Annotated in this window: 24 protein-coding genes; 21 read left to right on the top strand and 3 right to left on the bottom strand. The window is 59.7% G+C overall.

Annotated features, from left to right (window positions below; translation table 11 throughout):
- The first annotated feature begins 90 nt into the window (after nt 1-90).
- Both AD668_RS21410 and AD668_RS21405 read left to right on the top strand, forming a co-directional pair.
- Nucleotides 91-1,023, top strand: a complete 933-nt coding sequence (locus AD668_RS21410; protein ID WP_053161948.1) for an ABC transporter ATP-binding protein — start codon at nt 91-93, stop codon at nt 1,021-1,023.
- Nucleotides 1,020-1,799, top strand: a complete 780-nt coding sequence (locus AD668_RS21405) for an ABC transporter permease (RefSeq protein WP_053161946.1) — start codon at nt 1,020-1,022, stop codon at nt 1,797-1,799. The genes AD668_RS21410 and AD668_RS21405 overlap by 4 nt, the downstream gene beginning before the upstream one ends.
- A 407-nt stretch (nt 1,800-2,206) precedes the next feature.
- Here AD668_RS21405 and AD668_RS21400 read toward each other — a convergent pair whose 3' ends face one another.
- Nucleotides 2,207-2,722: a DUF2062 domain-containing protein gene (locus AD668_RS21400; RefSeq protein WP_053161944.1), complete on the bottom strand. Its 516-nt coding sequence runs from the start codon at nt 2,720-2,722 to the stop codon at nt 2,207-2,209.
- Between the two features lie 136 nt (nt 2,723-2,858).
- On the opposite strand from AD668_RS21400, the gene AD668_RS21395 reads away from it, so the two are divergent.
- The 12 genes from AD668_RS21395 to AD668_RS21340 all read left to right on the top strand — a co-directional run bounded on the left by AD668_RS21395 (nt 2,859) and on the right by AD668_RS21340 (nt 14,318).
- A complete protein-coding gene (locus AD668_RS21395; protein WP_053161942.1) occupies nt 2,859-5,093 on the top strand; it encodes a DNA internalization-related competence protein ComEC/Rec2 in 2,235 nt (744 codons plus the stop codon).
- Nucleotides 5,094-5,191: 98 nt separating this feature from the next.
- Nucleotides 5,192-5,827, top strand: a complete 636-nt coding sequence (locus AD668_RS21390) for a MotA/TolQ/ExbB proton channel family protein (protein WP_053161940.1) — start codon at nt 5,192-5,194, stop codon at nt 5,825-5,827.
- Complete coding sequence (locus tag AD668_RS21385) at nt 5,824-6,252, top strand: biopolymer transporter ExbD (RefSeq protein ID WP_053161938.1); 429 nt, start codon at nt 5,824-5,826, stop codon at nt 6,250-6,252. The genes AD668_RS21390 and AD668_RS21385 overlap by 4 nt, the downstream gene beginning before the upstream one ends.
- On the top strand, nt 6,252-7,262 hold the full coding sequence (gene lpxK, locus AD668_RS21380; RefSeq protein ID WP_053161936.1) for a tetraacyldisaccharide 4'-kinase: 1,011 nt from the start codon (nt 6,252-6,254) through the stop codon (nt 7,260-7,262). The genes AD668_RS21385 and lpxK overlap by 1 nt, the downstream gene beginning before the upstream one ends.
- 24 nt (nt 7,263-7,286) lie before the next feature.
- Complete coding sequence (locus tag AD668_RS21375; RefSeq protein WP_003179363.1) at nt 7,287-7,472, top strand: Trm112 family protein; 186 nt, start codon at nt 7,287-7,289, stop codon at nt 7,470-7,472.
- Nucleotides 7,469-8,233: a 3-deoxy-manno-octulosonate cytidylyltransferase gene (kdsB, locus tag AD668_RS21370; protein WP_053161934.1), complete on the top strand. Its 765-nt coding sequence runs from the start codon at nt 7,469-7,471 to the stop codon at nt 8,231-8,233. Before AD668_RS21375 ends, kdsB begins: the two co-directional genes overlap by 4 nt.
- Nucleotides 8,233-8,697: a low molecular weight protein-tyrosine-phosphatase gene (locus AD668_RS21365; RefSeq protein ID WP_053161933.1), complete on the top strand. Its 465-nt coding sequence runs from the start codon at nt 8,233-8,235 to the stop codon at nt 8,695-8,697. The genes kdsB and AD668_RS21365 overlap by 1 nt, the downstream gene beginning before the upstream one ends.
- On the top strand, nt 8,694-9,713 hold the full coding sequence (gene murB / locus AD668_RS21360; RefSeq protein WP_053161931.1) for a UDP-N-acetylmuramate dehydrogenase: 1,020 nt from the start codon (nt 8,694-8,696) through the stop codon (nt 9,711-9,713). The genes AD668_RS21365 and murB overlap by 4 nt, the downstream gene beginning before the upstream one ends.
- 246 nt (nt 9,714-9,959) lie before the next feature.
- A complete protein-coding gene (locus tag AD668_RS21355) occupies nt 9,960-10,430 on the top strand; it encodes a (2Fe-2S)-binding protein (protein WP_053161929.1) in 471 nt (156 codons plus the stop codon).
- Entirely contained in the window at nt 10,427-12,748 is a 2,322-nt protein-coding gene (locus tag AD668_RS21350) for a xanthine dehydrogenase family protein molybdopterin-binding subunit (RefSeq protein ID WP_053161927.1), read from the top strand. The genes AD668_RS21355 and AD668_RS21350 overlap by 4 nt, the downstream gene beginning before the upstream one ends.
- Nucleotides 12,748-13,731: an XdhC family protein gene (locus AD668_RS21345; RefSeq protein ID WP_053161925.1), complete on the top strand. Its 984-nt coding sequence runs from the start codon at nt 12,748-12,750 to the stop codon at nt 13,729-13,731. Before AD668_RS21350 ends, AD668_RS21345 begins: the two co-directional genes overlap by 1 nt.
- The gene (locus tag AD668_RS21340; protein ID WP_053161923.1) at nt 13,728-14,318 is read left to right on the top strand and encodes an NTP transferase domain-containing protein; all 591 of its coding nucleotides are present in this window, start codon (nt 13,728-13,730) and stop codon (nt 14,316-14,318) included. Before AD668_RS21345 ends, AD668_RS21340 begins: the two co-directional genes overlap by 4 nt.
- A gap of 138 nt (nt 14,319-14,456) precedes the next feature.
- On the opposite strand, the gene rne is transcribed toward AD668_RS21340, so the two are convergent.
- Nucleotides 14,457-17,621, bottom strand: coding sequence for a ribonuclease E (rne, locus tag AD668_RS21335; protein ID WP_053161921.1), 3,165 nt, complete (start codon nt 17,619-17,621; stop codon nt 14,457-14,459).
- Nucleotides 17,622-18,322: 701 nt separating this feature from the next.
- On the opposite strand from rne, the gene rluC reads away from it, so the two are divergent.
- The 3 genes from rluC to AD668_RS21320 are packed head-to-tail and all read left to right on the top strand — an operon-like array spanning nt 18,323 to nt 20,945.
- Nucleotides 18,323-19,285: a 23S rRNA pseudouridine(955/2504/2580) synthase RluC gene (rluC, locus tag AD668_RS21330; RefSeq protein WP_046037476.1), complete on the top strand. Its 963-nt coding sequence runs from the start codon at nt 18,323-18,325 to the stop codon at nt 19,283-19,285.
- Nucleotides 19,272-19,931 (top strand): HAD-IA family hydrolase, encoded by a 660-nt coding sequence (locus AD668_RS21325; protein WP_053161918.1) that lies wholly within the window; start codon nt 19,272-19,274, stop codon nt 19,929-19,931. The genes rluC and AD668_RS21325 overlap by 14 nt, the downstream gene beginning before the upstream one ends.
- A 24-nt stretch (nt 19,932-19,955) precedes the next feature.
- Entirely contained in the window at nt 19,956-20,945 is a 990-nt protein-coding gene (locus AD668_RS21320) for a S49 family peptidase (RefSeq protein WP_053161916.1), read from the top strand.
- An 82-nt stretch (nt 20,946-21,027) separates the two neighbouring features.
- Here the strand turns inward: AD668_RS21320 and AD668_RS21315 are convergent, their stop codons facing one another.
- Nucleotides 21,028-21,606 (bottom strand): nucleoside triphosphate pyrophosphatase, encoded by a 579-nt coding sequence (locus tag AD668_RS21315; protein ID WP_053161914.1) that lies wholly within the window; start codon nt 21,604-21,606, stop codon nt 21,028-21,030.
- 105 nt (nt 21,607-21,711) lie between these two features.
- Between AD668_RS21315 and AD668_RS21310 the strand changes: the two genes are divergently transcribed.
- The 4 genes from AD668_RS21310 (at nt 21,712) to fabD (ending at nt 24,515) form a co-directional block, all read left to right on the top strand.
- A complete protein-coding gene (locus AD668_RS21310; protein WP_008050439.1) occupies nt 21,712-22,239 on the top strand; it encodes a YceD family protein in 528 nt (175 codons plus the stop codon).
- A 13-nt stretch (nt 22,240-22,252) separates the two neighbouring features.
- Nucleotides 22,253-22,435 (top strand): 50S ribosomal protein L32, encoded by a 183-nt coding sequence (gene rpmF / locus AD668_RS21305; RefSeq protein ID WP_003179396.1) that lies wholly within the window; start codon nt 22,253-22,255, stop codon nt 22,433-22,435.
- A gap of 4 nt (nt 22,436-22,439) precedes the next feature.
- Nucleotides 22,440-23,450, top strand: a complete 1,011-nt coding sequence (plsX, locus tag AD668_RS21300; RefSeq protein WP_082344542.1) for a phosphate acyltransferase PlsX — start codon at nt 22,440-22,442, stop codon at nt 23,448-23,450.
- Between the two features lie 126 nt (nt 23,451-23,576).
- Nucleotides 23,577-24,515 (top strand): ACP S-malonyltransferase, encoded by a 939-nt coding sequence (fabD, locus tag AD668_RS21295; protein WP_053161910.1) that lies wholly within the window; start codon nt 23,577-23,579, stop codon nt 24,513-24,515.
- Nucleotides 24,516-24,530: the final 15 nt, after the last annotated feature.

Below are 24,530 nucleotides of genomic sequence, written 5' to 3'. Positions count from 1 at the left end.
AAGCACCATTGCGCTCATGCGCTGCGGTTGCATTGCTCGCCGTCCGCCCATATTTATCCCTTTCCTCCCTTCTTGGTGCGTAAATCCGATATGAGTTCCGCTCTGTCCATCCGGCAGCTAACCAAAACCTACGGCAACGGTTTCCAGGCATTGAGTGGTATCGATCTGGATGTCGCCGAAGGTGACTTCTTCGCCTTGCTCGGCCCTAACGGTGCCGGTAAATCCACGACCATCGGCATTCTCTCGACCCTGGTGAACAAGACCAGCGGCACGGTGAATATCTTCGGTCACGACCTGGACAAGAATCCTGCACAGCTCAAGCGCTCCATTGGCGTGGTGCCGCAGGAATTCAATTTCAACCAGTTCGAAAAGACCTTCGACATCGTCGTGACTCAGGCCGGTTACTACGGCATCCCGCCGAAAATCGCCAAGGAACGCGCCGAGCAATACCTGACCCAATTGGGGCTGTGGGACAAGCGTGATGTGCCGTCGCGCTCGCTGTCCGGCGGCATGAAGCGTCGACTGATGATCGCCCGCGCGCTGGTTCACGAGCCGCGCCTGCTGATTCTCGACGAACCGACTGCCGGGGTGGACATCGAACTGCGTCGCTCGATGTGGAGTTTCCTCACTGAGCTGAACCAGAAAGGCATCACCATCATCCTCACCACCCACTATCTGGAGGAGGCTGAACAGCTGTGCCGCAACATCGGCATCATCGATCACGGCACCATCGTCGAGAACACCAGCATGAAGCAGTTGCTCAGCCAACTGCACGTAGAAACGTTCCTGCTGGACATGAAGAACACCTTGCAAGTGGCGCCTCAGTTGATCGGCTACCCCGCCAGACTGATCGACAGCCACACCCTGGAAGTCCAGGTCGACAAGGCCATGGGCATCACTGCGCTGTTCACCCAACTCGCGCAGCAGAACATCGAAGTGCTGAGCCTGCGTAACAAAACCAATCGCCTCGAGGAGTTGTTCGTGTCCCTGGTGGAGAAAAATCTGTCGAAGGTGGCGGTATGAGTTCCGAGTTGCGCCCCAACCTCATTGCCCTCAACACAATTGTTTACCGTGAAGTCCGGCGCTTTACCCGGATCTGGCCGCAGACCTTGCTGCCGCCGGCAATCACCATGGTTTTGTACTTCGTGATTTTCGGTAATCTCATCGGTCGGCAAATTGGCGACATGGGTGGCTTCACCTACATGGAGTACATCGTGCCGGGGCTGATCATGATGTCGGTGATCACCAACTCCTACGGCAACGTGGTGTCGAGTTTCTTTGGCAGCAAGTTCCAGCGCTCCATCGAAGAGTTGATGGTATCGCCGCTGTCACCGCACACCATCCTCATCGGCTACACCCTGGGCGGCGTGCTGCGCGGGTTGATGGTGGGGATCATCGTGACCTTGCTGTCGCTGTTCTTCACCCACTTGCAAGTGCATCACCTGGGCTTGACCATTTTGGTGGTGGTGCTGACCGCGACGATCTTCTCGTTGCTGGGCTTTATCAACGCCGTGTTTGCGCGCAACTTCGATGATATCTCGATCATCCCGACCTTCGTGCTGACACCGCTGACGTACCTGGGTGGTGTGTTCTACTCGATCTCGTTGCTGCCGCCATTCTGGCAGACCGTTTCCCTGGCCAACCCGGTGCTGCACATGGTCAATGCGTTCCGTTACGGCATCCTTGGGGTGTCGGACATCAGGATCAGCATTGCGATCACGTTCATGCTGGTGGCGACCGTGGTCCTGTACCTCGGGTGTGCGCGGTTGTTGGTCAGCGGGCGCGGAATGCGTACCTAACGACGACTAACCAACCTGATTCGCGGACGTATCACGCCGTAGGAGCTGCCGAAGGCTGCGATCTTTTGATCTTGCCTTTAAAAATAGAGATCAAAAGATCGCAGCCTCGTTGCACTCGACAGCTCCAACAGGGAATCACGCACGCATCAGAACCAGGCCGGCCGGTTAGCCGCCCCCGGCCATGGATGGCCGATGGTGGCGGGCCCACGGCGCAGGACCGGAGCGAGGCACCGAATGTCAGGGGCAAGAGCCCTTGGTTACTTGGGGCCGGGCGGCGTTCCGTTTTTTCCAAGTGACCCGCCGTAAGGGCGGAACCAATAGCCGCCGTCACCGCAGCAACGGATATGTACCCCCTCCCTTAAAATGCAAAAAAAACGGCCTCCCATATCGGAGGCCGTTCTGCATTCTCACATCCTGCTTTTCTTGCGCCGCTTCCATTGCCGCGCCACCCACCAGCGCCAATACATCATCACCAGGCAATAGGCCAATGCGCCAAGGACCACCCCCGTCACCACCGAACCCAACAAAAACGGCTGCCACAACGTCGAGAGTTCTCCGCTGACCCATTCCCAGGTCAGTTCATCCGGCAGGTGCCGGGTGGGAACATCCATCAGCCAGGCACCGGTCTGGTACGTGCAGAAGAACACGGCGGGCATGGTGATGGGATTGGTCAGCCAGACCAGGCTCACCGCAATCGGCATGTTGCCGCGCACCACAATGGCCAGGATCGACGCCAGCAGCATCTGCATCGGAATCGGCAGGAACGCCGCGAACAGGCCGACCGCCATGGCGCGTGCAACCGAGTGCCGGTTCAGGTGCCAAAGATTCGGGTCATGCAGCAGCGTGCCTAGAAAGCGTAAGGATTTGTGTTCCCTGATGCTGATCGGATCTGGCATGTAACGTTTGAATAAGCGCCGGGGCATAAGGCTTCTCGGTCGGTCAAGGCGGCAAGTATGTCTGGAATCCATGAACTGCCCATTCAGACTTTGTGACAATTGATAACGACGTCGATACGACGGACGGGCTAAGCCTAGGGCTGGGACTCTCAAGGACGGGCTTATGCGCATAGGGATGATGGCGCTGGCGCTGGGATTGTTGGCCTTGCGTTTTTTACCGGCACTACCGCCGGTCTGGTTGTGGTGGGTGATGCCGGTGGCGGGTTTGATGTTGCTGCCGTTCAGGACGTACCCGGTGGCGTTTTTTCTGTTCGGGTTCAGTTGGGCCTGCGCAAGTGCGCAATGGGCCATGGATGAACGGTTAACACCGGCGCTGGATGGGGAAACCCGCTGGATCGAAGGTCGAGTGACCGGTTTGCCCCGGCATGATGACGGTGTCGTTCGATTCGAGTTGAGCAACAGCCAGTCCCGCCGCGTCCGCCTGCCGCAAAAAATGCGTCTGGCCTGGTACGGCGGACCGCCGGTGAGCAGCGGTGAGCGCTGGCGCCTGGCAGTCAAGTTGAAGCGTCCGGTGGGGCTGCTCAACCCCCACGCCTTCGACTACGAGGCCTGGCTACTGGCACAACGCATTGGCGCAACCGGGACGGTCAAGGATGGTCAACGTCTTATGCCGGCGAGTGGAGCTTGGCGTGATGCTGTTCGTCAGCGTTTGCAGACTGTGGATGCCCAGGGAAGAACCGGAGCGCTGATTGCGCTGGTCCTCGGAGACGGTGCCGGGCTGACGCGTGAGGACTGGCAAGTGTTGCAGGACACCGGCACCGTGCACCTGTTGGTGATCTCCGGGCAGCACATCGGTTTGCTTGCCGGGCTCATCTATTTGTTGATCGCCGGCATGGCCCGCCTTGGCCTGTGGCCCAGTCGACTGCCGTGGTTACCTTGGGCGTGCGGGCTGGCGTTTGCCGCCGCACTCGGCTACGCACTGCTTGCCGGGTTCGGAGTGCCGGTAAGACGGGCCTGCCTGATGATCGGTCTGGTGTTGTTGTGGCGTCTGCGTTTTCGTCACCACAGCGCCTGGTGGGCGCTGCTGCTGGCGCTCAATGGCGTTCTGTTGTTCGATCCGCTGACCAGCTTGCTCCCCGGGTTCTGGTTGTCTTTTGCTGCAGTGGCGGTATTGGTCTTTACATTCGCAGGCCGTCTGGGACCTTGGCGATGGTGGCAGACCTGGACCCGTGCCCAGTGGTTGATCGCGATCGGGCTGTGCCCATTGTTACTGGCATTGGGATTGCCAGTCAGCCTGAGCGGCCCACTGGCCAATTTGTTTGCGGTGCCCTGGGTCAGTCTGGTGGTGCTTCCCCCTGCGTTGCTCGGGACGCTGCTGCTGCCCGTGCCTTTTGTGGGGGAGGGATTGCTGTGGCTGGCGGGCGGTTTGATCGATGGGTGGTTCAGGGGGCTGCGGCTGGTGTCCGGTCAGGTTCCCGCATGGGTGCCCGCGGCCGTTCCGCTCTGGGCCTGGGCAATCGGTGCCGTTGGCGCCTTTTTGCTATTACTGCCCCGAGGCGTGCCGATGCGACCCTTAGGGTGGCCGATGCTGTTGATGCTGGTGTTTGCGCCCCGGACGATGGTGCAGGAAGGTATCGCTGAAGTCTGGCAACTGGATGTCGGTCAGGGTCTGGCAATCCTCGTGCGTACTCGGCATCACACATTGCTGTTTGATGCCGGACCACGCTTCGGAGAACTTGATCAGGGGGAGCGGGTGGTGTTGCCGGCATTGCGCAAACTGGGGGTGGAGGATCTGGACCTGATGTTGATCAGCCATGCCCATGCCGATCATGCCGGCGGTGCCCAGTCGGTTGCCAAGGGCCTGCCGGTGAAACAGGTGATCAGTGGTGAGCCGTCTGACTTGCCTGCACAGTTGCGAGCCGGGCGTTGTGAGAGCGGCCGGCGATGGACCTGGGACAGCGTTGACTTCCAGCTTTGGCATTGGCCATTGGCCAGCGACAGCAATCAGAACTCCTGTGTATTGCTGATCGAGGCCAATGGCGAACGGTTGCTGTTGAGCGGCGACATTGATGTCTTTGCCGAGCGAGCCCTGCTGGACAGCCCCATGGCCGTGCCCATCGATTGGTTGCAGGCACCGCACCACGGTAGTCGAAGCTCGTCGTCCAAGGCGCTGCTGAATGTGTTGCAGCCCAAAGGCGCGCTGATCTCCCGTGGACAGGGCAACTCGTTCGGACATCCGCATCCAACCGTCATCCAGCGTTATCGCAACCGAGACATGGCGATTTACGATAGCGCCGAACAGGGCGCCATCCGTCTGCAATTGGGACGCTTCGAAGCACCCTGGACGATGCGTCAGGAGCGGCGTTTCTGGCGTGAACCAGCACCGCAAAGCCAATAATCCGCAATTATCAGAGCCCGACCGGAAGCGACATCACGGTCTTCGATGCGCCGACCCCCTATGTTAGAGTGGCGCACTTTTTCGAGGGGATTGTCACTGTGTGGGAATTGGTCAAATCCGGCGGCTGGATGATGCTGCCGATCATTTTGAGTTCCATTGCGGCCATGGCGATTGTCGCTGAGCGTCTATGGACCCTGAGAGCCAGCCGTGTGACCCCGGAGCACTTGCTTGGCCAGGTCTGGGTCTGGATCAAGGACAAACAACTCAACAAGGAAAAACTCAAGGAATTGCGCGCCAACTCGCCGTTGGGCGAGATCCTGGCGGCGGGCCTGGCCAACTCCAAGCATGGTCGTGAGATCATGAAAGAGTGCATTGAAGAGGCTGCACAACGGGTCATTCATGAGCTGGAACGCTACGTCAATGCGCTGGGAACGATCGCTGCCATGGCTCCGTTGCTGGGGCTTTTGGGTACGGTTCTGGGCATGATCGACATTTTCAGTGCCTTCACCGGTAGTGGCATGACGACCAACGCCTCGGTATTGGCCGGTGGTATCTCCAAAGCCTTGATCACCACAGCCGCAGGCCTGATGGTCGGTATCCCGGCGGTGTTTTTCCACCGATTCCTTCAACGCCGGATCGATGAGCTGGTGGTCGGTATGGAGCAAGAGGCCATCAAGCTGGTCGAGGTGGTTCAGGGCGACCGTGATGTGGACCTGTCCGGGAGCAAAGCGTGAAATTCCGCCGCAAACCACGGGAAACGGTGGACATCAACCTCGCGTCGCTGATCGACGTGGTGTTCATCCTGTTGCTGTTTTTCGTCGTGACCACCACCTTCACCCGTGAAACCCAGTTGCGCGTCGATCTGCCCGAAGCGGTCAGCGGCTCGCCCGCGGACGATCAGGCCAAGCCGGTGGACATCACCATCAGCGCCGAAGGTGTGTTCTCGGTGAACAACCAGATCCTGGCTAAAAGCGACCTGGCCTCGCTGATGGACGCGCTGCAGAAAGAAGCCAATGGCGACACCAACCGACCGCTATCTATCAGCGCCGATGGCAAGACTCAGCATCAGTCCGTCATTACTGCCATGGACGCCGCCGGCAAACTCGGTTTCAGCCACTTGCGCATGACCACTGTCGAGGCCGCGCCCCCCGCGCCCTGATGGCCATGTCCAATCGATTGCTTGCCGCCTGGTATAACGGTCATCCGGCCCTGAAGCTGTTACAGCCGCTGGAATGGTTGTACCGCCGCGTGGTCATGAAAAAGCGCAAACGCTTTCTGGCGGGCGAGGGCGAGATCTATCAACCCCCTGTGCCGTTGATCGTTGTTGGCAATATCACCGTCGGTGGCACGGGCAAGACACCGTTGATTCTGTGGATGATCGAGCATTGTCAGCGCTGTGGGCTTCGGGTCGGCGTGGTCAGCCGTGGTTACGGTGCCAAGCCGCCGCAACTGCCATGGCGGGTCGAGGCCGAACAGAGTGCCGATATCGCGGGCGACGAACCGCTGTTGATTGTCCAGCGCACGGGTGTGCCTTTGATGATCGACCCCAACCGCAGCAACGCCGTCAAAGCCCTGGTAGCCAGTGAGCCACTGGATCTGATCCTCTCTGACGACGGCATGCAGCATTATCGGCTGGCACGGGATCTGGAGCTGGTATTGATCGACGCGGCCCGAGGCCTGGGAAATCGCCGCTGCTTGCCGGCCGGACCGTTGCGTGAACCGGTCGAGCGTCTGCAAAGCGTTGACGCTGTGCTCTACAACGGCGCCCCGGCTGACCGCGACGATGGCTTTGCCTTCCAGTTGCAACCTACCGAACTGGTCAATCTGCGCAGCGGCGAACGTCGCTCCCTCGACCATTTTCCCAAAGGCCAGGCCGTGCACGCCGTGGCCGGGATCGGCAACCCGCAGCGTTTCTTCAACACCCTTGAAACGCTACACTGGCTGCCTGTTCCACATGCATTTGCCGACCACGCCGAGTACAGCGTCGAGGCCTTGAGTTTCACGCCGTCATTGCCGTTGGTGATGACGGAAAAGGATGCGGTGAAGTGCCGTGCTTTCGCCGCCGCCGATTGGTGGTACCTGGCGGTCGATGCTGCGCCATCGCCGGCCTTTGTGGCCTGGTTCGATACGCAGTTGATGCGCCTGTTACCGTCTCGTTTGTTGCCTTAATCCGTTTTTATCCAGGGAATGTTCATGGACACCAAATTGCTCGATATCCTCGCTTGCCCTGTCTGCAAAGGCCCGCTCAAGCTCAGCGCTGACAAGACCGAGCTGATCAGCAAAGGCGCAGGCCTGGCTTACCCGATTCGTGACGGCATCCCGGTGATGCTTGAATCCGAAGCGCGCACACTGACCACCGACGAGCGCCTGGATAAATGACAACTGCCTTTACCGTTGTCATTCCTTCGCGTTATGGCTCGACCCGCCTGCCGGGCAAACCGATGTTGCTGATCGCCGGCAAACCGATGATCCAGCACGTCTGGGAACAGGCCTGCAAAAGTAGCGCCGAGCGTGTGGTGGTGGCCACCGATGACGCGCGCATTGTCGAAGCGTGTAAAGGTTTTGGCGCCGAAGTGGTGCTGACCCGGGAAGATCACAACTCCGGCACCGATCGCCTGGCCGAAGTGGCCGAGAAACTGGGGCTGGCGCCGGACGCCATCGTGGTCAATGTACAGGGTGACGAACCGCTGATTCCGCCGAGCGTGATCGATCAGGTCGCCGCCAACCTGGCCGCCCACACCGAAGCGCGCATGGCCACGCTGGCTGAGCCGATCGATGATGTGCAAACCCTGTTCAACCCGAACGTGGTCAAGGTGGTCAGCGACCTCAATGGCCTGGCGCTGACCTTCAGTCGTGCCACGCTGCCCTGGGCGCGAGATGCCTTCGCCCAGAGTTGCGAACAGCTGCCGGAAGGCGTGCCTTACCGTCGCCACATCGGCATCTATGCCTATCGCGCCGGTTTCCTGCATGACTTCGTCAGCTGGGGTCCATGCTGGCTGGAAAATACCGAGTGTCTGGAGCAATTGCGTGCTCTGTGGCACGGCGTGCGGATTCACGTTGCCGACGCGCTGATTGCACCGCCAGCCGGTGTCGATACCATTGAAGACCTCGAGCGCGTTCGGCGCCTGCTGGAGGCTTGATGCGCGTTCTGTTCGTCTGCCTGGGCAACATCTGCCGTTCTCCTACGGCCGAAGGCGTTCTACGGCATAAATTGCGTGAAGCGGGGCTGGCTGATCAGGTCGAAGTCGCCTCCGCCGGAACCGGTGACTGGCATGTCGGCAAGGCGCCGGACAAGCGCAGTCAGGCGGCGGCGAAACTGCGCGGCTACGACCTGTCCGCCCAGCGCGCCCAGCAAGTCAGCCGTGCCGATTTCGCCACCTACGACCTGATCCTGGCGATGGACAACAGCAATCTGCGCAACCTCAAGGCCCTGCAACCGGCCAAGGGCAAGGCCGAGCTGGATCTGTTCCTGCGTCGCTATGAGTCGCAGGTCGACGAAGTGCCAGACCCGTATTACGACGGCGATCAGGGATTCGAGCAGGTGCTTGATCTGATCGAGCGCGCCAGTGATTTGCTGGTGATCGAATTGAAGGGACGGTTATGAGTTTGCTGGTTCAGTCGCAGGTTTCGCTCAAGCCCTTCAACAGCTTTGGGGTGGACGTTCAGGCGCGGTTGTTTGCCCAGGCCCATAGCGACGCCGATGTGCGTGATGCCTTGGCCTATGGCCGGGAGCACCAGGTGCCGGTGTTGGTGATCGGCGGTGGCAGCAATTTGCTGCTGACGGCGGATATCGATTCGCTGGTGTTGCGCATGGCCACCCGTGGCATTCGTGTGATCAGCGATGACGGCAGCAAAGTGGTGATCGAAGCCGAGGCCGGTGAACCGTGGCATCCGTTTGTGCAACACACGTTGGCGCAAGGGTTGTCGGGGCTTGAAAACCTCAGCCTGATTCCAGGCACCGTCGGTGCCGCACCGATGCAGAACATTGGCGCTTATGGGGTCGAGATCAAGGACGTTTTCGCAGGTCTGACCGCTCTCGATCGTCAGAGTGGCGAACTGCGGGACTTCAGCCTGGAAGAATGCAACTTCGCCTATCGCGACAGCCTCTTCAAGCAGGAACCGGGGCGCTGGTTGATCCTGCGCGTGCGTTTCGCCCTCGACCGCGCAGCACATTTGCATCTTGAATATGGCCCGGTGCGTCAGCGCTTGACCGATCAAGGTATCGAGCATCCGACCGCCACCGACGTCAGCCAGGCCATTTGCAGCATCCGCAGCGAAAAACTTCCTGACCCGGCCGTGCTCGGCAATGCCGGCAGCTTCTTCAAGAACCCGCTGGTGCCGGCTGCGCTGGCCACGCGGCTCAAAGATGAATACCCGGATCTGGTGGCTTACGCGCAACCCGATGGGCAGGTGAAGTTGGCCGCTGGGTGGCTGATTGAGCGGGCAGGGTGGAAAGGTTTTCGTGATGCCGACGCGGGCGTGCATAAATTGCAGGCGCTGGTGTTGGTCAACTACGGCAGTGCCACCGGATTGCAATTGCTCGATCTTGCGCAACGCATTCAGAATGACATTTCAGAACGTTTCCATGTCGAGCTGGAAATGGAGCCGAACCGCTATTGAAGCTACGCTTTCAAGCATGACTCCAAAGCCCTGTACCGTGAAAAGTGCAGGGCTTTTTTGTTAATGCTGCGTTAACTTAGCGAGCTAACGATGCAATCCATTCACTCCATCAAAGGCCCGGTGCAGACGTGTTCGTCCGCACAAGAGAGCCCACATCAGCCTGAGTCGATCTGCGTGATGCCAACCGCTGACCTTCCAGCGGCAGATTGCTCGACCCCATAACCCGAACACTATGCGGGCGTGCCCATGATTACCCTGAAACTCAACGATCAAGACCATCAACTCGACGTCACCGAGGACATGCCGCTGCTCTGGGCGATCCGCGACGTCGCCGGTTACAACGGCACCAAATTCGGCTGCGGCATGGGCCTGTGCGGGGCGTGCACCATACATATCGAGGGGGCTCCGACGCGCAGTTGCATCACGCCGATCGGTTCGGTCGTCGGGCAGAACGTCACCACCATCGACGAATTGCACACCGACCCGATTGGCAAAGTTGTGCAGCAAGCCTGGCTCGATAGCGCGGTGGCCCAATGCGGGTTTTGCCAAGGTGGGCAAATCATGTCCGCCACCGCGTTGCTCAAGATCCATCCGAACCCGAGCGACGAGCAGATCGAAGAAGCGATGGTCGGCAACATCTGCCGTTGCGGCACCTACAATCGCATCAAGACCGCCATCCGTCAGGCATCCACTCACCTGAAAGAGGCCAAGGCATGAGCCATTTACCGAATGACTTCGCCTTGAGCAATCTCAGTCGCCGAGGCTTCCTCAAGGGGGTCGGTGCCACAGGCGCATTGGTCGTCGCGGCCAGTTGGGGTTGGCAGGATGCGTTTGCCGAAGAGAAAGAGAAAAAATTTGGCGCCGATGGCATGCCCAACGGCTGGATCGATGATCCCAAGGTCTATGTGAGCATTGCTGCGGATGGCACGGTCACGGTGGTTTGCAATCGGTCGGAGATGGGGCAGGGCGTGCGCACCAGCCTGACCATGGTGGTGGCCGATGAGCTGGAAGCCGACTGGGCACGGGTCAAGGTGCGGCAGGCGCCGGGCGACGAAGTTCGTTTTGGCAACCAGGACACCGACGGCTCGCGCAGCATGCGTCACTGGTACGAGCCGATGCGCCGCTGCGGTGCCGCCGCGCGGACCATGCTCGAACAAGCCGCCGCCGAGCAGTGGAAAGTGCCGGTCAGCGAATGCCACGCACAACTGCACAAAGTCATCCACACACCGTCGGGCCGTGAACTCGATTATGGCGCGCTGGCGGCAGCAGCCAGTGCTTTGGCTGTGCCGGCGCGTGACAGTCTAAAACTCAAACCACCCTCTGAATTCCGCTACATCGGCAAGGAGGGCACCAAGGCCATCGACGGTGACGACATCGTCAATGGTCGCGCCGTGTACGGTGCCGACGTGCATTTCGACGGCATGTTGTTCGCAGTGATCGCCCGGCCCGCGGTCTACGGCGGCAAGGTCAAAAGTTTCGATGGCAGTGCGGCGATGAAAGTCCCCGGCGTACTGAAAGTGCTGCAGATCGAAAGTCGTCCGCTGCCCTCCGAGTTTCAGCCCTTGGGCGGTATCGCCGTGGTGGCCAGCAATACCTGGGCGGCCATCAAAGGGCGTGAGGCGCTGAAGATCGAGTGGGACGACGGCCCTAACGCCAGTTATGACTCGATCGCCTACCGCAAGGAGCTGGAGGCCGCTTCGCTCAAGCCCGGCAAGGTAGTGCGCAATACCGGCAACATAGACGAGGCCATGAGCAGTGCCGACAGCACGCTGGAAGCTTCGTATTACTTGCCGCATTTATCCCAGTCGCCAATGGAACCGATGGTCGCCATCGCACGTTACAAGGAGGGCGTCTGTGAAGCCTGGGGGCCGAGTCAGGCGCCACAAGTGACCCGCGAGCGGATTGGCGAGCGCCTCGGTCTGCCGTTCGACAAGGTCACCTTCAACGTGACATTGCTGGGTGGCGGTTTTGGGCGCAAGTCCAAACCTGATTTCATCATCGAAGCCGCCATCCTGGCCAAGGAATTCCCCGGCAAAGCGGTACGGGTGCAGTGGACTCGCGAAGACGATATCCATAACTCCTACTTCCATACCGTGTCGGTGGAATACCTCAAAGCCAGTTTGAACAAGGATGGTTTGCCGTCCGGCTGGCTGCATCGCACGGTAGCGCCGAGCATTACCGCGCTTTTCGCCCCGGGCATGAACCATGAAGCGGCTTTTGAATTGGGCATGGGCTTCACCAATATGGCCTATGCCATCCCCAACATCCGCCTGGAAAACCCTGAAGCGACGGTGCACACCCGGGTCGGCTGGTACCGTTCGGTGTCGAACATTCCCCACGGTTTTGCGATTCAGAGCTTTATCGATGAGCTGGCGCACAAGGCCGGACAAGACCCGCTCAAATTCCAGATCAAATTGCTCGGCCCGGATCGTCAGATCGATCCGCGTACCTTGAGTGAAGAGTGGAACTACGGTGAATCGCCAGAACGCTATCCGATTGACACGGCACGCTTGCGCACGGTGCTGGAAACCGCCGCCAAGGCTGCCGGTTGGGGGCGCGAATTGCCGAAGGGGCGAGGGCTGGGCCTGGCAGTGCATTACAGCTTCGTGACTTACGTGGCAGCGGTGATCGAGGTTGAAGTCAAAGATGATGGCGCACTGATCGTGCACAAGGCCGATATTGCCGTCGACTGCGGACCGCAGATCAACCCCGAACGGATTCGCTCCCAGTTCGAAGGCGCCTGTGTCATGGGGTTGGGCAACGCGGTGCTGGGTGAAATCAGCTTCAAGGACGGCAAGGTTCAGCAAGACAACTTCCATATGTACGAAGTGGCGCGCATGTCCCTGGCGCCGAAAGAAATCGCCGTGCATCTGGTGACGCCACCGGGCAACGTTCCGTTGGGTGGCGTCGGCGAACCGGGTGTACCCCCGATTGCTCCGGCGCTGTGCAACGCGATCTTCGCCGCCACTGGCCAACGCATTCGTAACCTGCCGGTTCGCTATCAGTTGTCGGGCTGGCAGAAGGCGGGTGTCTGATGGACAGCGCCGACCTGAATGTCCTGCGCAGCGTGCTGGAGTGGCGTCGCGCCCGCCAGCGGGTGATGTTGTACAGCGTGGCCCAGACCTGGGGTACCGCGCCTCGGGCGCCTGGCGCCATGTTGGCCTTGCGCGAAGACGGTGTGGTGATCGGCTCGGTGTCCGGTGGTTGCGTCGAAGATGACCTGATAGCGCGCCTGCATGACGGTCGAATCCCGGCCGACGGACCACCGGTGCAGCTGATTACCTACGGCATCACCCGTGAAGAGGCGGCGCGATTCGGGTTGCCGTGCGGCGGTACCCTGCGTTTGGTCGAGGAACGCGTCGATGATGCGGATTGGGTCGCGCAATTGCTGGTCCACTGTGAGGCCCATGAAATCGTTGCCCGCGAACTCAACCTCAAAACCGGCCAAGTGATTCTGACGCCCGCGTGCAAGTCGGACGTGCTGACGTTCGACGGACAGACCTTGCGCGCAATCTACGGTCCGCGTTGGCGTTTGCTGTTGATTGGTGCGGGGCAGTTGTCCCGGTATGTCGCCGAAATGGCCCGATTACTGGATTTTGAAGTGCTGATCTGCGACCCGCGCACCGAGTTTGCCTACGGCTGGGAAGCGCAACACGGACGTTTCGTTCAAGGCATGCCCGACGAGGCGGTGCTGAATATTCAGACCGACGAACGCACTGCCATCGTCGCCCTGACCCATGATCCGCGCCTGGACGACATGGCGCTGCTGACAGCCCTCGATTCCAAGGCGTTCTACGTCGGCGCCCTGGGTTCACGGGTCAACAGCCAGAAACGTCGGGACAATCTGGCTCAACTAGGCTTGTCACAGCAGGCCATTGCTCGACTGCACGGGCCAATCGGTTTGCACATCGGTAGTCACAACCCGGCGGAAATCGCCTTGTCGCTCATGGCCGAAATCGTGGCGATCAAGAATGGCGTCGAGTTGAAGCAGAAGAAGCCGCTGCAGGAGGATGTATGAGTGAGCCCATCGGCGTCATCGTGTTGGCAGCGGGGCAGGGCAGTCGGTTTCGCCAGGTCGCTGGTGTCGAGAAAGACAAGTTGCTGGCCGATTGCGTCGGTCGCGATGGAGCAGTTCGCTCTGTCATTGAACATGTTCTGTTGAATCTGCCAGCCAACCTGGAAAAACGGGTGTTGGTGACCACCGATGATCGCCCGCAGGTGATTCGCATGGCGAAGGCTTATGGTTGCGAGATCGTGCTGATCGAGTCCACAGGAATGGGGGACAGCATTGCTGCTGGAGTCGCTGTATCTGCGCAACTTGGTGGATGGTTGGTGGTGTTGGGAGATATGCCGTTTGTTTTGCCATCGACGATCGAACAAGTTGTGGCTCAGGTTTATGAAGATTGCATCAGTGTGCCGGTGCATGACGGTGACTATGGGCATCCGGTGGGTTTCGGGCGTAAATATGGACCGGGATTGATGGCGCTGTCGGGTGATCGGGGTGCCAAGCCGTTGTTTGCGCAAGGGCGAGTGGTTGAGGTTGCGGTGGATGATCCCGGGGTTTTGTGGGATGTGGATGTGCCGGAGAAGTTGGTCTTTGGGTGAAATCAAAAAGATCGCAGCCTTCGGCAGCGCCTGCGTCGATCATTTGTAGGTGCTATCGAAGGCTGCGATCTTTAGATTTTTACTGCAAAAAAAGCCCCGCCAGGATCACCAGGCGGGGCTTTTTATTGACCGGCGGAATCAGACGAGCGGTTTAGGCTCGTGTTCTTTTTCCTCGGCTTGCTCGTGTTGCTGTACCGCTTCCTGAACGGAGCGTGGTGCTTCTTCGATCACCGACTCAACCGCTTCGGCAGCGACCGGCGCCGGTGCAGCAGCGGCAGCCAGTTCGGCTTCCTTTTGCAGGCGCTCTTCTTCACGCTTGCGACGACGCACTTCACGCGGGTCGTTAGGCGCGCGACCACTTGGCGTCAGGGCGCTGACCGGGGCAGCTTCGACGACAGGCTCGGTCACTTCAGCGACGACCGACGCTTCGACTACCGGTGCAGCTACTTCGGCAACAACCGGCACTTCAACGACCGGCGCAGGCTCGGCAGCAGCAACCACTGGCTCGGAAACCATTGCTTGAGCGACTTCTGCTTCCACAGCTGGCGCAGTTGCTGGCGTTTCAGTTACGGCTGGCTCGGCAACCCAGTTAAACGCGGTCTGCTCTTCGCGAACTTCACGAACGGCTTCAGTGATGGTTTCTGTCACGGTCTCGGCAACCGGTTCTGCAACCACAGCCGGTTCGGCTACGGCCTGAACGACGGTTGGTGCGACTTCGACTTCTGGCGATGCAGTGACTTCAACCGGCGTGGTCGCTTCAACGACTGGCGCTTCGACCGGAGCAGTTTCCAGGGTGGCAGCAGTAGCGCGTTCGGCTTGCTCGTTGGCTTGTGCTTCGGCTGGAGCACTGATCACGCTGCTGGCAACGGCTGCAGTAACAGCCAGACCGGCGGCCAGGTCGGCAGTGCTCGGGGCTTCGGCGTTGTCGCCTTCGGATTCGTCCGAACCTTCGATCACATTGCCGTTGGCATCGCGTTGACGCTCGCGGCGGTTGCTGCGGCGACGCTGGCCACGGGAGCGGCGGCGTGGACGATCGCCTTCGGCGCCATCCTGACCTTCTTCCTGCAGTTGCTCTTCGCTGGTCGTCAGTTCTTCTTCTTCAGCGACGGCAGCAGCAGCTTGCTCGGCACGTGGCTGGCGTTCTTCACGCGGTGGGCGTGGAGCACGCTCTTCGCGTGGCTGGCGGGCCGGACGCTCTTCAGCGGTGACGGCGGCAGCTGGGGCGACGGCTGGAGTGGCATCCAGGGGCTCGCGCAGTTCACGAACGCGTTCCTCGCGCTCGCCACGCGGCTTGCGATCTTCACGCGGGGCGCGCGGAGCACGTTCTTCACGAGGGGCGCGTGGTGCGCGTTCTTCGCGAGCTACAGTCGGCGTTTCTTCACGGGCTTCGCGTGGCTGACGTTCTTCACGCGGTTCACGTGGTGCGCGTTCTTCACGCGGAGCACGTTCTTCACGAGGCTTGCGCTCTTCATCGCGGCGACCGTTACGGTTGCGGCTCTGCTGACGACCGTTGCGACGCTCTTCGTTACGAGCGGGGCGCTCGGTGGTCGCAGGCTTTTCAACCACGGCCGGAGCAACAGGTTCTTCCTTGGTGGCGAACAGGCTGACCAGCGACTTTACCAGGCCTTTGAACAGGCTTGGCTCAGGTACTGCCACCGGAGCCGGGGCCGGAGCGGCGACTTCGGTCGGAACCGGAGCGTTGGCGCGGGCTGGCGCTGTCTTGACCGCTGCTTCCTGGCGAACCAGGGTGCGGGTCGCGGCGGCTGGCTGGACTTCTTCCACTTCGGCAGCGGCAGCAGCGATTTCGTAGCTGGACTGGTTAGTCGCGGCTTCCGGGCTGTCGTCGCGCAGACGTTGCACTTCGAAGTGCGGTGTTTCGAGGTGATCGTTCGGCAGGATGACGATACGGGCACGGGTACGCAGTTCGATCTTGGTGATCGAGTTGCGTTTTTCGTTGAGCAGGAACGCGGCCACCGGGATCGGCACTTGTGCGCGAACTTCGGCGGTGCGGTCTTTCAGCGCTTCTTCTTCGATCAGGCGCAGGATTGCCAGGGACAGCGATTCAACGTCACGGATGATGCCGGTGCCGTTGCAACGCGGGCAAACGATGCCGCTGCTTTCGCCCAGGGATGGACGCAGGCGCTGACGGGACATTTCCAGCAGGCCGAAGCGCGAGATGCGACCGACTTGCACGCGGGCGCGGTCGGCTTCCAGGCATTCGCGGACTTTTTCTTCCACGGCGCGCTGGTTCTTGGCAGGGGTCATGTCGATGAAGTCGATGACGATCAGGCCGCCGATGTCGCGCAGGCGCAACTGACGGGCGATTTCTTCGGCGGCTTCAAGGTTGGTCTGCAGGGCGGTTTCTTCGATGTCGCTGCCTTTGGTGGCGCGTGCCGAGTTGATGTCGATGGACACCAGGGCTTCGGTCGGATCGATGACGATGGAGCCGCCGGAAGGCAGTTCGACGACGCGCTGGAAAGCGGTTTCGATCTGGCTTTCGATCTGGAAACGGTTGAACAGCGGAACGCTGTCCTCGTACAGCTTGATCTTGCTGGCGTACTGCGGCATCACCTGACGGATGAAGGTCAGGGCTTCGTCCTGGGCTTCAACGCTGTCGATCAGCACTTCGCCGATGTCCTGGCGCAGGTAATCGCGGATGGCGCGGATGATCACGTTGCTTTCCTGGTAAATCAGGAACGGCGCGGAACGATCCAGCGAAGCTTCTTTGATGGCGGTCCAGAGTTGCAGCAGGTAGTCGAGGTCCCACTGCATTTCTTCGCTGCTGCGGCCCAGGCCGGCAGTGCGCACGATCAGACCCATGTCGGCCGGGGCAACCAGGCCGTTCAGGGCTTCACGCAGTTCATTGCGCTCTTCGCCTTCGATGCGACGGGAAATACCGCCTGCACGCGGGTTGTTCGGCATCAGGACGAGATAACGACCGGCCAGGCTGATGAAGGTGGTCAGGGCGGCGCCCTTGTTGCCACGTTCTTCTTTTTCGACCTGAACGATGACTTCCTGGCCTTCGCTCAGGACGTCCTTGATGTTGACGCGGCCTTCGGGGGCTTTCTTGAAGTATTCGCGGGAGATTTCTTTGAGTGGCAGGAAGCCGTGGCGCTCAGAGCCGAAATCGACAAAGGCAGCCTCAAGGCTTGGTTCGATGCGAGTAATCCGGCCTTTATAGATGTTGGCCTTCTTCTGCTCGCGTGCACCGGATTCGATGTCCAGGTCGTAGAGGCGCTGGCCATCTACCAGTGCAACACGCAACTCTTCGGGTTGAGTTGCGTTAATCAGCATTCTTTTCATGTAGTACCGTCGGTTTCCGGGCTGCCGGAAACGGCGTTCGGCACACACGACTTCTCACGGTCGGTGTCAGGTGCGTCGGGAGTGGTTGGCCATTCCCGTGTCCAGCGAAGTCTGGCCAATGAGGGCCTTCATCGCGACGTACGCGTCCTGCTTGCTGTGGCTACTAAGCACTCAGTCAGGAGGAGGAATCAACCAGCGGCTGTGGACGAGATGAAGCGTCTTGATGAAAGCCTGTTGCTACACAGTCCAGCGGTTGTGCATCTCCACCCTACACGTATCCCTGATAATTCGGGTGCTGCCGCGCGCAGAATCCGCAGCGGGTTGGCATTTACCGTGAGCTCCGAAAGGGGAGGTCACGCATCATGGCTAATTTAGGCGTTGTTTCCGAAGCGTTCGCTCGGGGTCATTCGCAGCTGACTGCACTTTGTGAACTGGCCGTGAATATGGCTCGCAGAACGAGTGAAATACTCTGTTATGCGGCGTGATTCAGGCCTCATGTCACCTGCGCTCGTTACACCTGCAAACTCCACCGTTACGTAGCGAACGCTGCGTAGGACGGCCTCGCGTCCTGGTGAATTGCGTTGGTCAGGGCCGGTTTTTGACTGATGGTCCTCTGCCCAGGCCGCTTTTGGCGGCGTTCGCGACTATAGCAGTAATGATTAAGTGCTTCAATTCCATAAAAAATTGTTATCATCCGCGGCATGACGACGACTACCCCCCCGACTCCAAGCGTACAACTGCTTGAGGTCTCGCCGGAATATGCCGGCCAACGTATTGATAACTTCCTCCTCGCCCGGCTCAAAGGCGTGCCCAAGACCTTGATTTACCGCATTTTGCGCAAAGGCGAAGTGCGGGTGAACAAGGGGCGGATCAAGCCCGAGTACAAGCTGCAGGCGGGCGATATCGTGCGCGTGCCGCCGGTGCGTGTGCCTGAACGCGACGAGCCGGTGCCATTGGCACAAGGCCTGCTGCAGCGGCTCGAGGCCTCGATTGTCTTCGAAGACAAGGCGCTGATCGTGATCAACAAGCCTTGCGGCATCGCCGTTCACGGTGGCAGCGGCTTGAATTACGGAGTGATCGAAGCCTTTCGTCAGTTGCGTCCCGATTGCAAGGAACTCGAACTGGTTCATCGTCTCGACCGTGATACCTCCGGCCTGCTGATGATCGCCAAGAAGCGCAGCATGTTGCGTCACTTGCACACGGCCTTGCGCGGTGATGGCGTCGATAAACGCTATATGGCGCTGGTTCGCGGTAACTGGGCGAGTTCGATCAAGCAAGTCCGTGCATCGCTGGGCAAGAGCAATCTGCGCTCTGGCGAGCGCATGGTCGAGGTCGATGAGGAGGAGGGCAAGGAGTCTGTGACCGTGTTCAAGGTCCTGCGTCGTTTTGGCGACTTTGCCACGCTGATTGAAGCCAAACCGATCACCGGCCGTACACACCAGATCCGCGTTCACACGTTGCACGCCGGGCACTGCATTGCCGGCGACACAAAATACGGCGACGACGATTTCAGTAAGGAAATCCGCGATCTGGGCGGCAAGCGCCTGTTTCTGCACGCCTACATGTTGACCGTGCCGCTGCCCGATGGTGGTGAGCTGAAACTACAGGCACCCGTAGACGAAATGTGGGCCAAGACCGTGGAGCGATTGAGTGCGCCCATCTGATTACAAACTGCTGATTTTTGATTGGGATGGCACGCTGGCCGATTCCATCGGCCGGATTGTCGAAGCGATGCATGTAGCGTCCGAGCGATCCGGTTTTCCATTGTGCGATGACTTTTCGGTCAAGGGCATTATTGGTCTGGGGTTGCCCGAGGCGATTCGCACGTTGTATCCGCAGATCGGTGATGACGAGCTCATCGCGTTTCGTCAGCACTATGCCGATCACTACATCGCATCGGAGGCGGTGCCTTCGCCGCTGTTCGAGGGGGTTGTCGAATCGATGGCCGCGTTTCGTGACGAGGGTTATCACTTGGCGGTGGCGACCGGCAAAGCCCGTCGCGGGCTGGACCGGGTGCTCAAGGCGCATGGCTGGGAAGACTATTTCGATATCACCCGTGCGGCGGATGAAACTGCCAGCAAGCCGCATCCTCTGATGCTGGAAGAAATCCTCGCTCATTGTGGTGTTTCTGCGCAGAAGGCGCTGATGGTCGGGGATTCGTCCTTTGACCTTCAAATGGCGCGCAATGCCGGCATGGATTCGGTTGCGGTGAGTTATGGCGCTCAATCCATCGAGGCGTTGAAGGTGTTCGAGCCGCGACTGTCGATTGACCGTTTTTGCGAATTGCACGCCTGGCTTCGTCAGGCTTAATACGTTTTTGCTGAGGTAGATCGCATGACCGACGAATGGAAAGCGCCCGCCAAGGCGAGCGCTGATGGCGGTGACGATAAAAGCTGGAAGCTGCTGGAAAAGACCCTGCTGGCCAGCGTGCAGGAGCAGCGCCGGTCCCGTCGCTGGGGGATATTTTTCAAGCTGCTGACCTTTGTGTACCTGTTTGGTGCATTGGCACTGTTTTCGCCGCTGATGGACATGGAAAAAGCGGCCACTCGCAGTGGTAACTACACCGCGCTGATCGATGTGACGGGCGTGATCGCCGACAAAGAACCCGCCAGCGCTGACAATATCGTTGGCAGCCTGCGTGCGGCCTTCGAGGATGAAAAGGTCAAGGGTGTGATTCTGCGCATCAACAGCCCGGGCGGCAGTCCGGTGCAGTCAGGCTATGTCTATGACGAGATCCGTCGCCTGCGCGCTCTGCATCCGCAGATCAAGCTGTACGCGGTCATTTCCGATCTGGGGGCTTCCGGGGCGTATTACATCGCCAGTGCAGCCGATCAGATCTATGCGGACAAGGCGAGTCTTGTGGGCTCCATCGGTGTGACGGCGGCCGGTTATGGCTTTGTCGGTACCATGGAGAAGTTGGGTGTCGAGCGTCGCACCTACACCTCGGGCGAGCACAAATCGTTCCTGGATCCGTTCCAGCCGCAGAAGCCGGAAGAAACCGCCTTCTGGCAAGGTGTCCTCGATACGACTCATCACCAGTTCATCAACAGCGTCAAGCAGGGTCGTGGCGATCGCTTGAAGGATAAGGATCATCCGGAGTTGTTCTCCGGCCTGGTGTGGTCTGGCGAGCAGGCTCTGCCATTGGGGCTCATTGACGGGATGGGCAATGCCAGTTCGGTCGCTCGAGATGTAGTCGGCGAGAAAGAGTTGGTGGACTTTACCGTTCAGGAGTCGCCATTCGATCGCTTCTCGAAAAAACTCGGTGCCAGTGTGGCTGAGCATTTGGCGATGTGGATGGGGTTTAACGGTCCGTCGCTGCGCTGATACGTTTCCAAGGTCAAAAGATCGCAGCCTTCGGCAGCTCCTGCTCCCTGCAGGAACTGCCGAAGGCTGCGATCTTTTGCGTTCAGGGGATTTGCACGCCTTCAGCCAACAGCATATCGATCAGTCGGATCAGTGGCAGGCCGACCAGGCTGGTGGCATCAGGTCCTTCGGTGCTTTGAAACAGGCTGACACCCAGCCCTTCGGCCTTGAAGCTGCCAGCGCAGTCGTAGGGTTCCTCTATGCGCAGGTAGCGCTCGATACGTGCGGTCTCGAGGGTGCGCATGTGGACGGTAAATGGAACGCAGTCGACCTGGCAGTGGCCGGTCTGGCTGTTCAGCAGCGCCAGCCCGGTCAGAAACGTCACGCTGGCGCCGCTTGAGGCTTGCAGCTGCTCCCGGGCTTTTTCAAAGGTGTGGGGCTTTCCGATAATCCTGTCACCGAGCACGGCGACCTGGTCGGAACCGATAATCAGATGAGCGGTATGGCTGGTCGCCAAGGCGCGTGCCTTTTCTTCGGCCAGGCGTTTGACCAGCTCTATCGCGGGCTCGTCGGGGCGATGGCTCTCGTCGATATTCGGCGAGCTGCAGGTGAATGGCAGCTGCAAGCGGGTGAGCAATTCCCGGCGATAGGCTGAGCTGGAAGCGAGTAATAAAGGCAGCATGCGCAACTCCAAATGGCAGTCGTGAATTCTAGCGGCGCTTCCAAGTGACGGACAGGGCTGAATTTCCTTTGACATGGCCGGGTGCATCCCTATAATGCTGCGCCTATGTTGAATGACCCGATTCCACCTCACGTTGACCCGCGCAAATTGGCTGATCGTGGCACCACCCTTCAAGGTGAAATGCTGCTGGCCGATTTGGAGAGACTCTGCGACCCGCTTTCCGACAATGTCGGTACGGTGCAGGCTAAATTCGTTTTTGAGCGAGATGAACGTAAATCTGTGGTCATCCACAGCTTTATCGACACTGAGGTCAAAATGGTTTGCCAGCGTTGTCTTGAGCTGGTCACCCTGCCGATCCATAGCGAATGCAGTTACGCTGTGGTAAAGGAGGGTGCGAATACCCAGTCGTTGCCGAAAGGTTATGACGTGCTGGAACTGGGCGAAGATCCTTTGGATCTGCAGTCACTGATCGAGGAGGAGCTTCTGCTTGCCTTGCCCATTGTGCCTGCTCATCATCCGGAAGAATGCCAGCAGCCGGCGGGTCTCGATGAGCCCGAACCGAGCGAGGACGAGGTAACGCGGTCCAACCCGTTCAGTGTATTGGCGCAGTTAAAGCGTGACCCAAACGTTTAGGAGTTAATCAATTATGGCTGTTCAGCAGAACAAAAAATCCCGCTCTGCCCGTGACATGCGCCGTTCGCACGACGCTCTCGAGGCTAGCACCCTGTCTGTAGAAAAAACCACCGGTGAAGTTCACCTGCGTCACCACGTATCGCCAGAAGGCGTATACCGTGGTCGTAAAGTGATCGACAAGGGCGCTGACGAGTAATCACTTGTCTGCTCAAGTCATCGCGATTGACGCAATGGGCGGGGACTTCGGTCCCCGCAGCATTGTTCAAGCCAGCTTCGCTTGCCTGGCTGCTACCCCCTCGCTTCACCTGACCCTCGTCGGTCAACCCTCCCTACTTGAAGAACTGATCGCTGGCCATTCGGCTGTGGATCGCGCACGCCTGTCGATTGCTCCGGCGTCCGAAGTCATCACCATGGATGAAAAACCTGCCCAGGCCCTGCGAGGCAAGCCCGACTCCTCCATGCGCGTGGCGCTTGAGTTGCTGCGCGACGCCAAGGTTCAGGCCTGTGTCAGTGCCGGCAATACGGGAGCGTTGATGGCGCTGTCGCGTTTTGTGCTCAAGACCTTGCCGGGCATTGATCGGCCGGCCATGGTGGCGGCGATTCCGACGCAGAAGGGTTACTGCCAGTTGCTCGATCTGGGTGCCAACGTCGATTGCAGTGCAGAGCATCTGTTGCAGTTTGCGGTGATGGGCTCGGTCGCGGCCGAAACTCTGGGGATAGTTCGCCCGCGCGTGGCCTTGCTGAACATCGGCACCGAGGACATCAAGGGCAATCAGCAGGTCAAGCTGGCCGCGACGTTGTTACAGGCGGCCCGGGGTATCAATTACATCGGTTTTGTCGAAGGTGACGGTTTGTACCGAGGTGAAGCGGATGTGGTGGTGTGCGACGGATTTGTCGGCAATATCCTGCTCAAATCCAGTGAAGGCCTGGCAACCATGATTGCCGGGCGTATCGAGGCGTTGTTCAGGCAGAGTGTCGCATCGCGCATGGTCGGTGCTTTGGCGCTACCCCTGATGAAGCGTCTACAGGCTGATCTGGCGCCTGCGCGACACAATGGTGCGAGCTTTCTCGGTTTGCAGGGCATCGTCGTAAAAAGCCACGGATCTGCCGGGGTGCAGGGCTTTCAAAGCGCCATTCAGCGCGCACTGATCGAAATTCAGGAGAATCTGCCGGAGCGCATACACGGTCGTCTGGAGGATTTGTTGCTTTAGGCGTTTTCGTCGGACAATGCTTAAATGTGACCGCTCGGTTCGAGTGACCATCCAACTGTCAGTTTCTTGCGTCCCCTAAAGCGGGACGTCAACTCTCCGACGACAAGATCATTAGGGGCTTGTTACATGTCTGCTTCCCTCGCATTCGTCTTTCCAGGACAGGGTTCGCAGTCCCTCGGCATGCTGGCCGAGTTGGGCGCACAACATCCGGTTGTCCTCGAAACATTCAAAGAAGCTTCCGATGCTCTGGGTTACGACCTGTGGGCACTGACCCAGCAAGGGCCGGAAGAGCAACTCAATCAAACCGATAAAACCCAGCCGGCCATTCTGACTGCCTCCATCGCTCTGTGGCGTCTGTGGCTGGCCGAAGGCGGTGCGCATCCGGCGTACGTTGCCGGCCACAGCCTGGGTGAATACAGCGCGCTGGTTGCGGCAGGCAGTCTGAGTCTGGGCGATGCCGTGAAACTGGTCGAGCGTCGTGGTCAGTTGATGCAGGAAGCCGTTCCGGCCGGGCAGGGCGGTATGGCCGCGATCCTCGGTCTGGACGATGCTGACGTGCTGGCTGCCTGTTCCGAAGCGGCGCAAGGCGAAGTAGTCAGCGCGGTCAACTTCAACTCTCCGGGCCAGGTCGTCATTGCTGGTGCCAAGGCGGCGGTCGAGCGCGCCATCGAGGGCTGCAAGGCTCGTGGTGCAAAGCGCGCCATGCCGTTGCCGGTCAGCGTGCCGTCCCACTGCGAGCTGATGCGTCCGGCCGCTGAGCGTTTCGCTGAGTCGATCGCCGCGATCGACTGGCAGGTACCGCAAATTCCTGTGGTGCAGAACGTCAGTGCCGATGTTCCGGCTGATCTGGAAATCCTCAAGCGCGATTTGCTTGAGCAGCTCTACAAGCCAGTACGCTGGGTTGAATCGGTCCAGGCGCTGGCCGCCAAGGGCGCGACCCAGCTGGTCGAATGCGGTCCGGGCAAAGTGCTGGCCGGTCTGAACAAGCGCTGCGCTGAAGGCGTGTCGACATCCAACCTCAATACCCCAGACGCTTTCGCTGCCGCTCGTGCGGCGTTGGCCTGAATCAGGAGAAACTTG

Origin of the sequence: Pseudomonas sp. P1.8 (assembly GCF_001269805.1) — a bacterium.
Classification (GTDB): Bacteria; Pseudomonadota; Gammaproteobacteria; order Pseudomonadales; family Pseudomonadaceae; genus Aquipseudomonas.
Note: the sequence above shows the minus strand (reverse complement) of the source record. Positions and strands in the feature narration are given on the sequence as shown.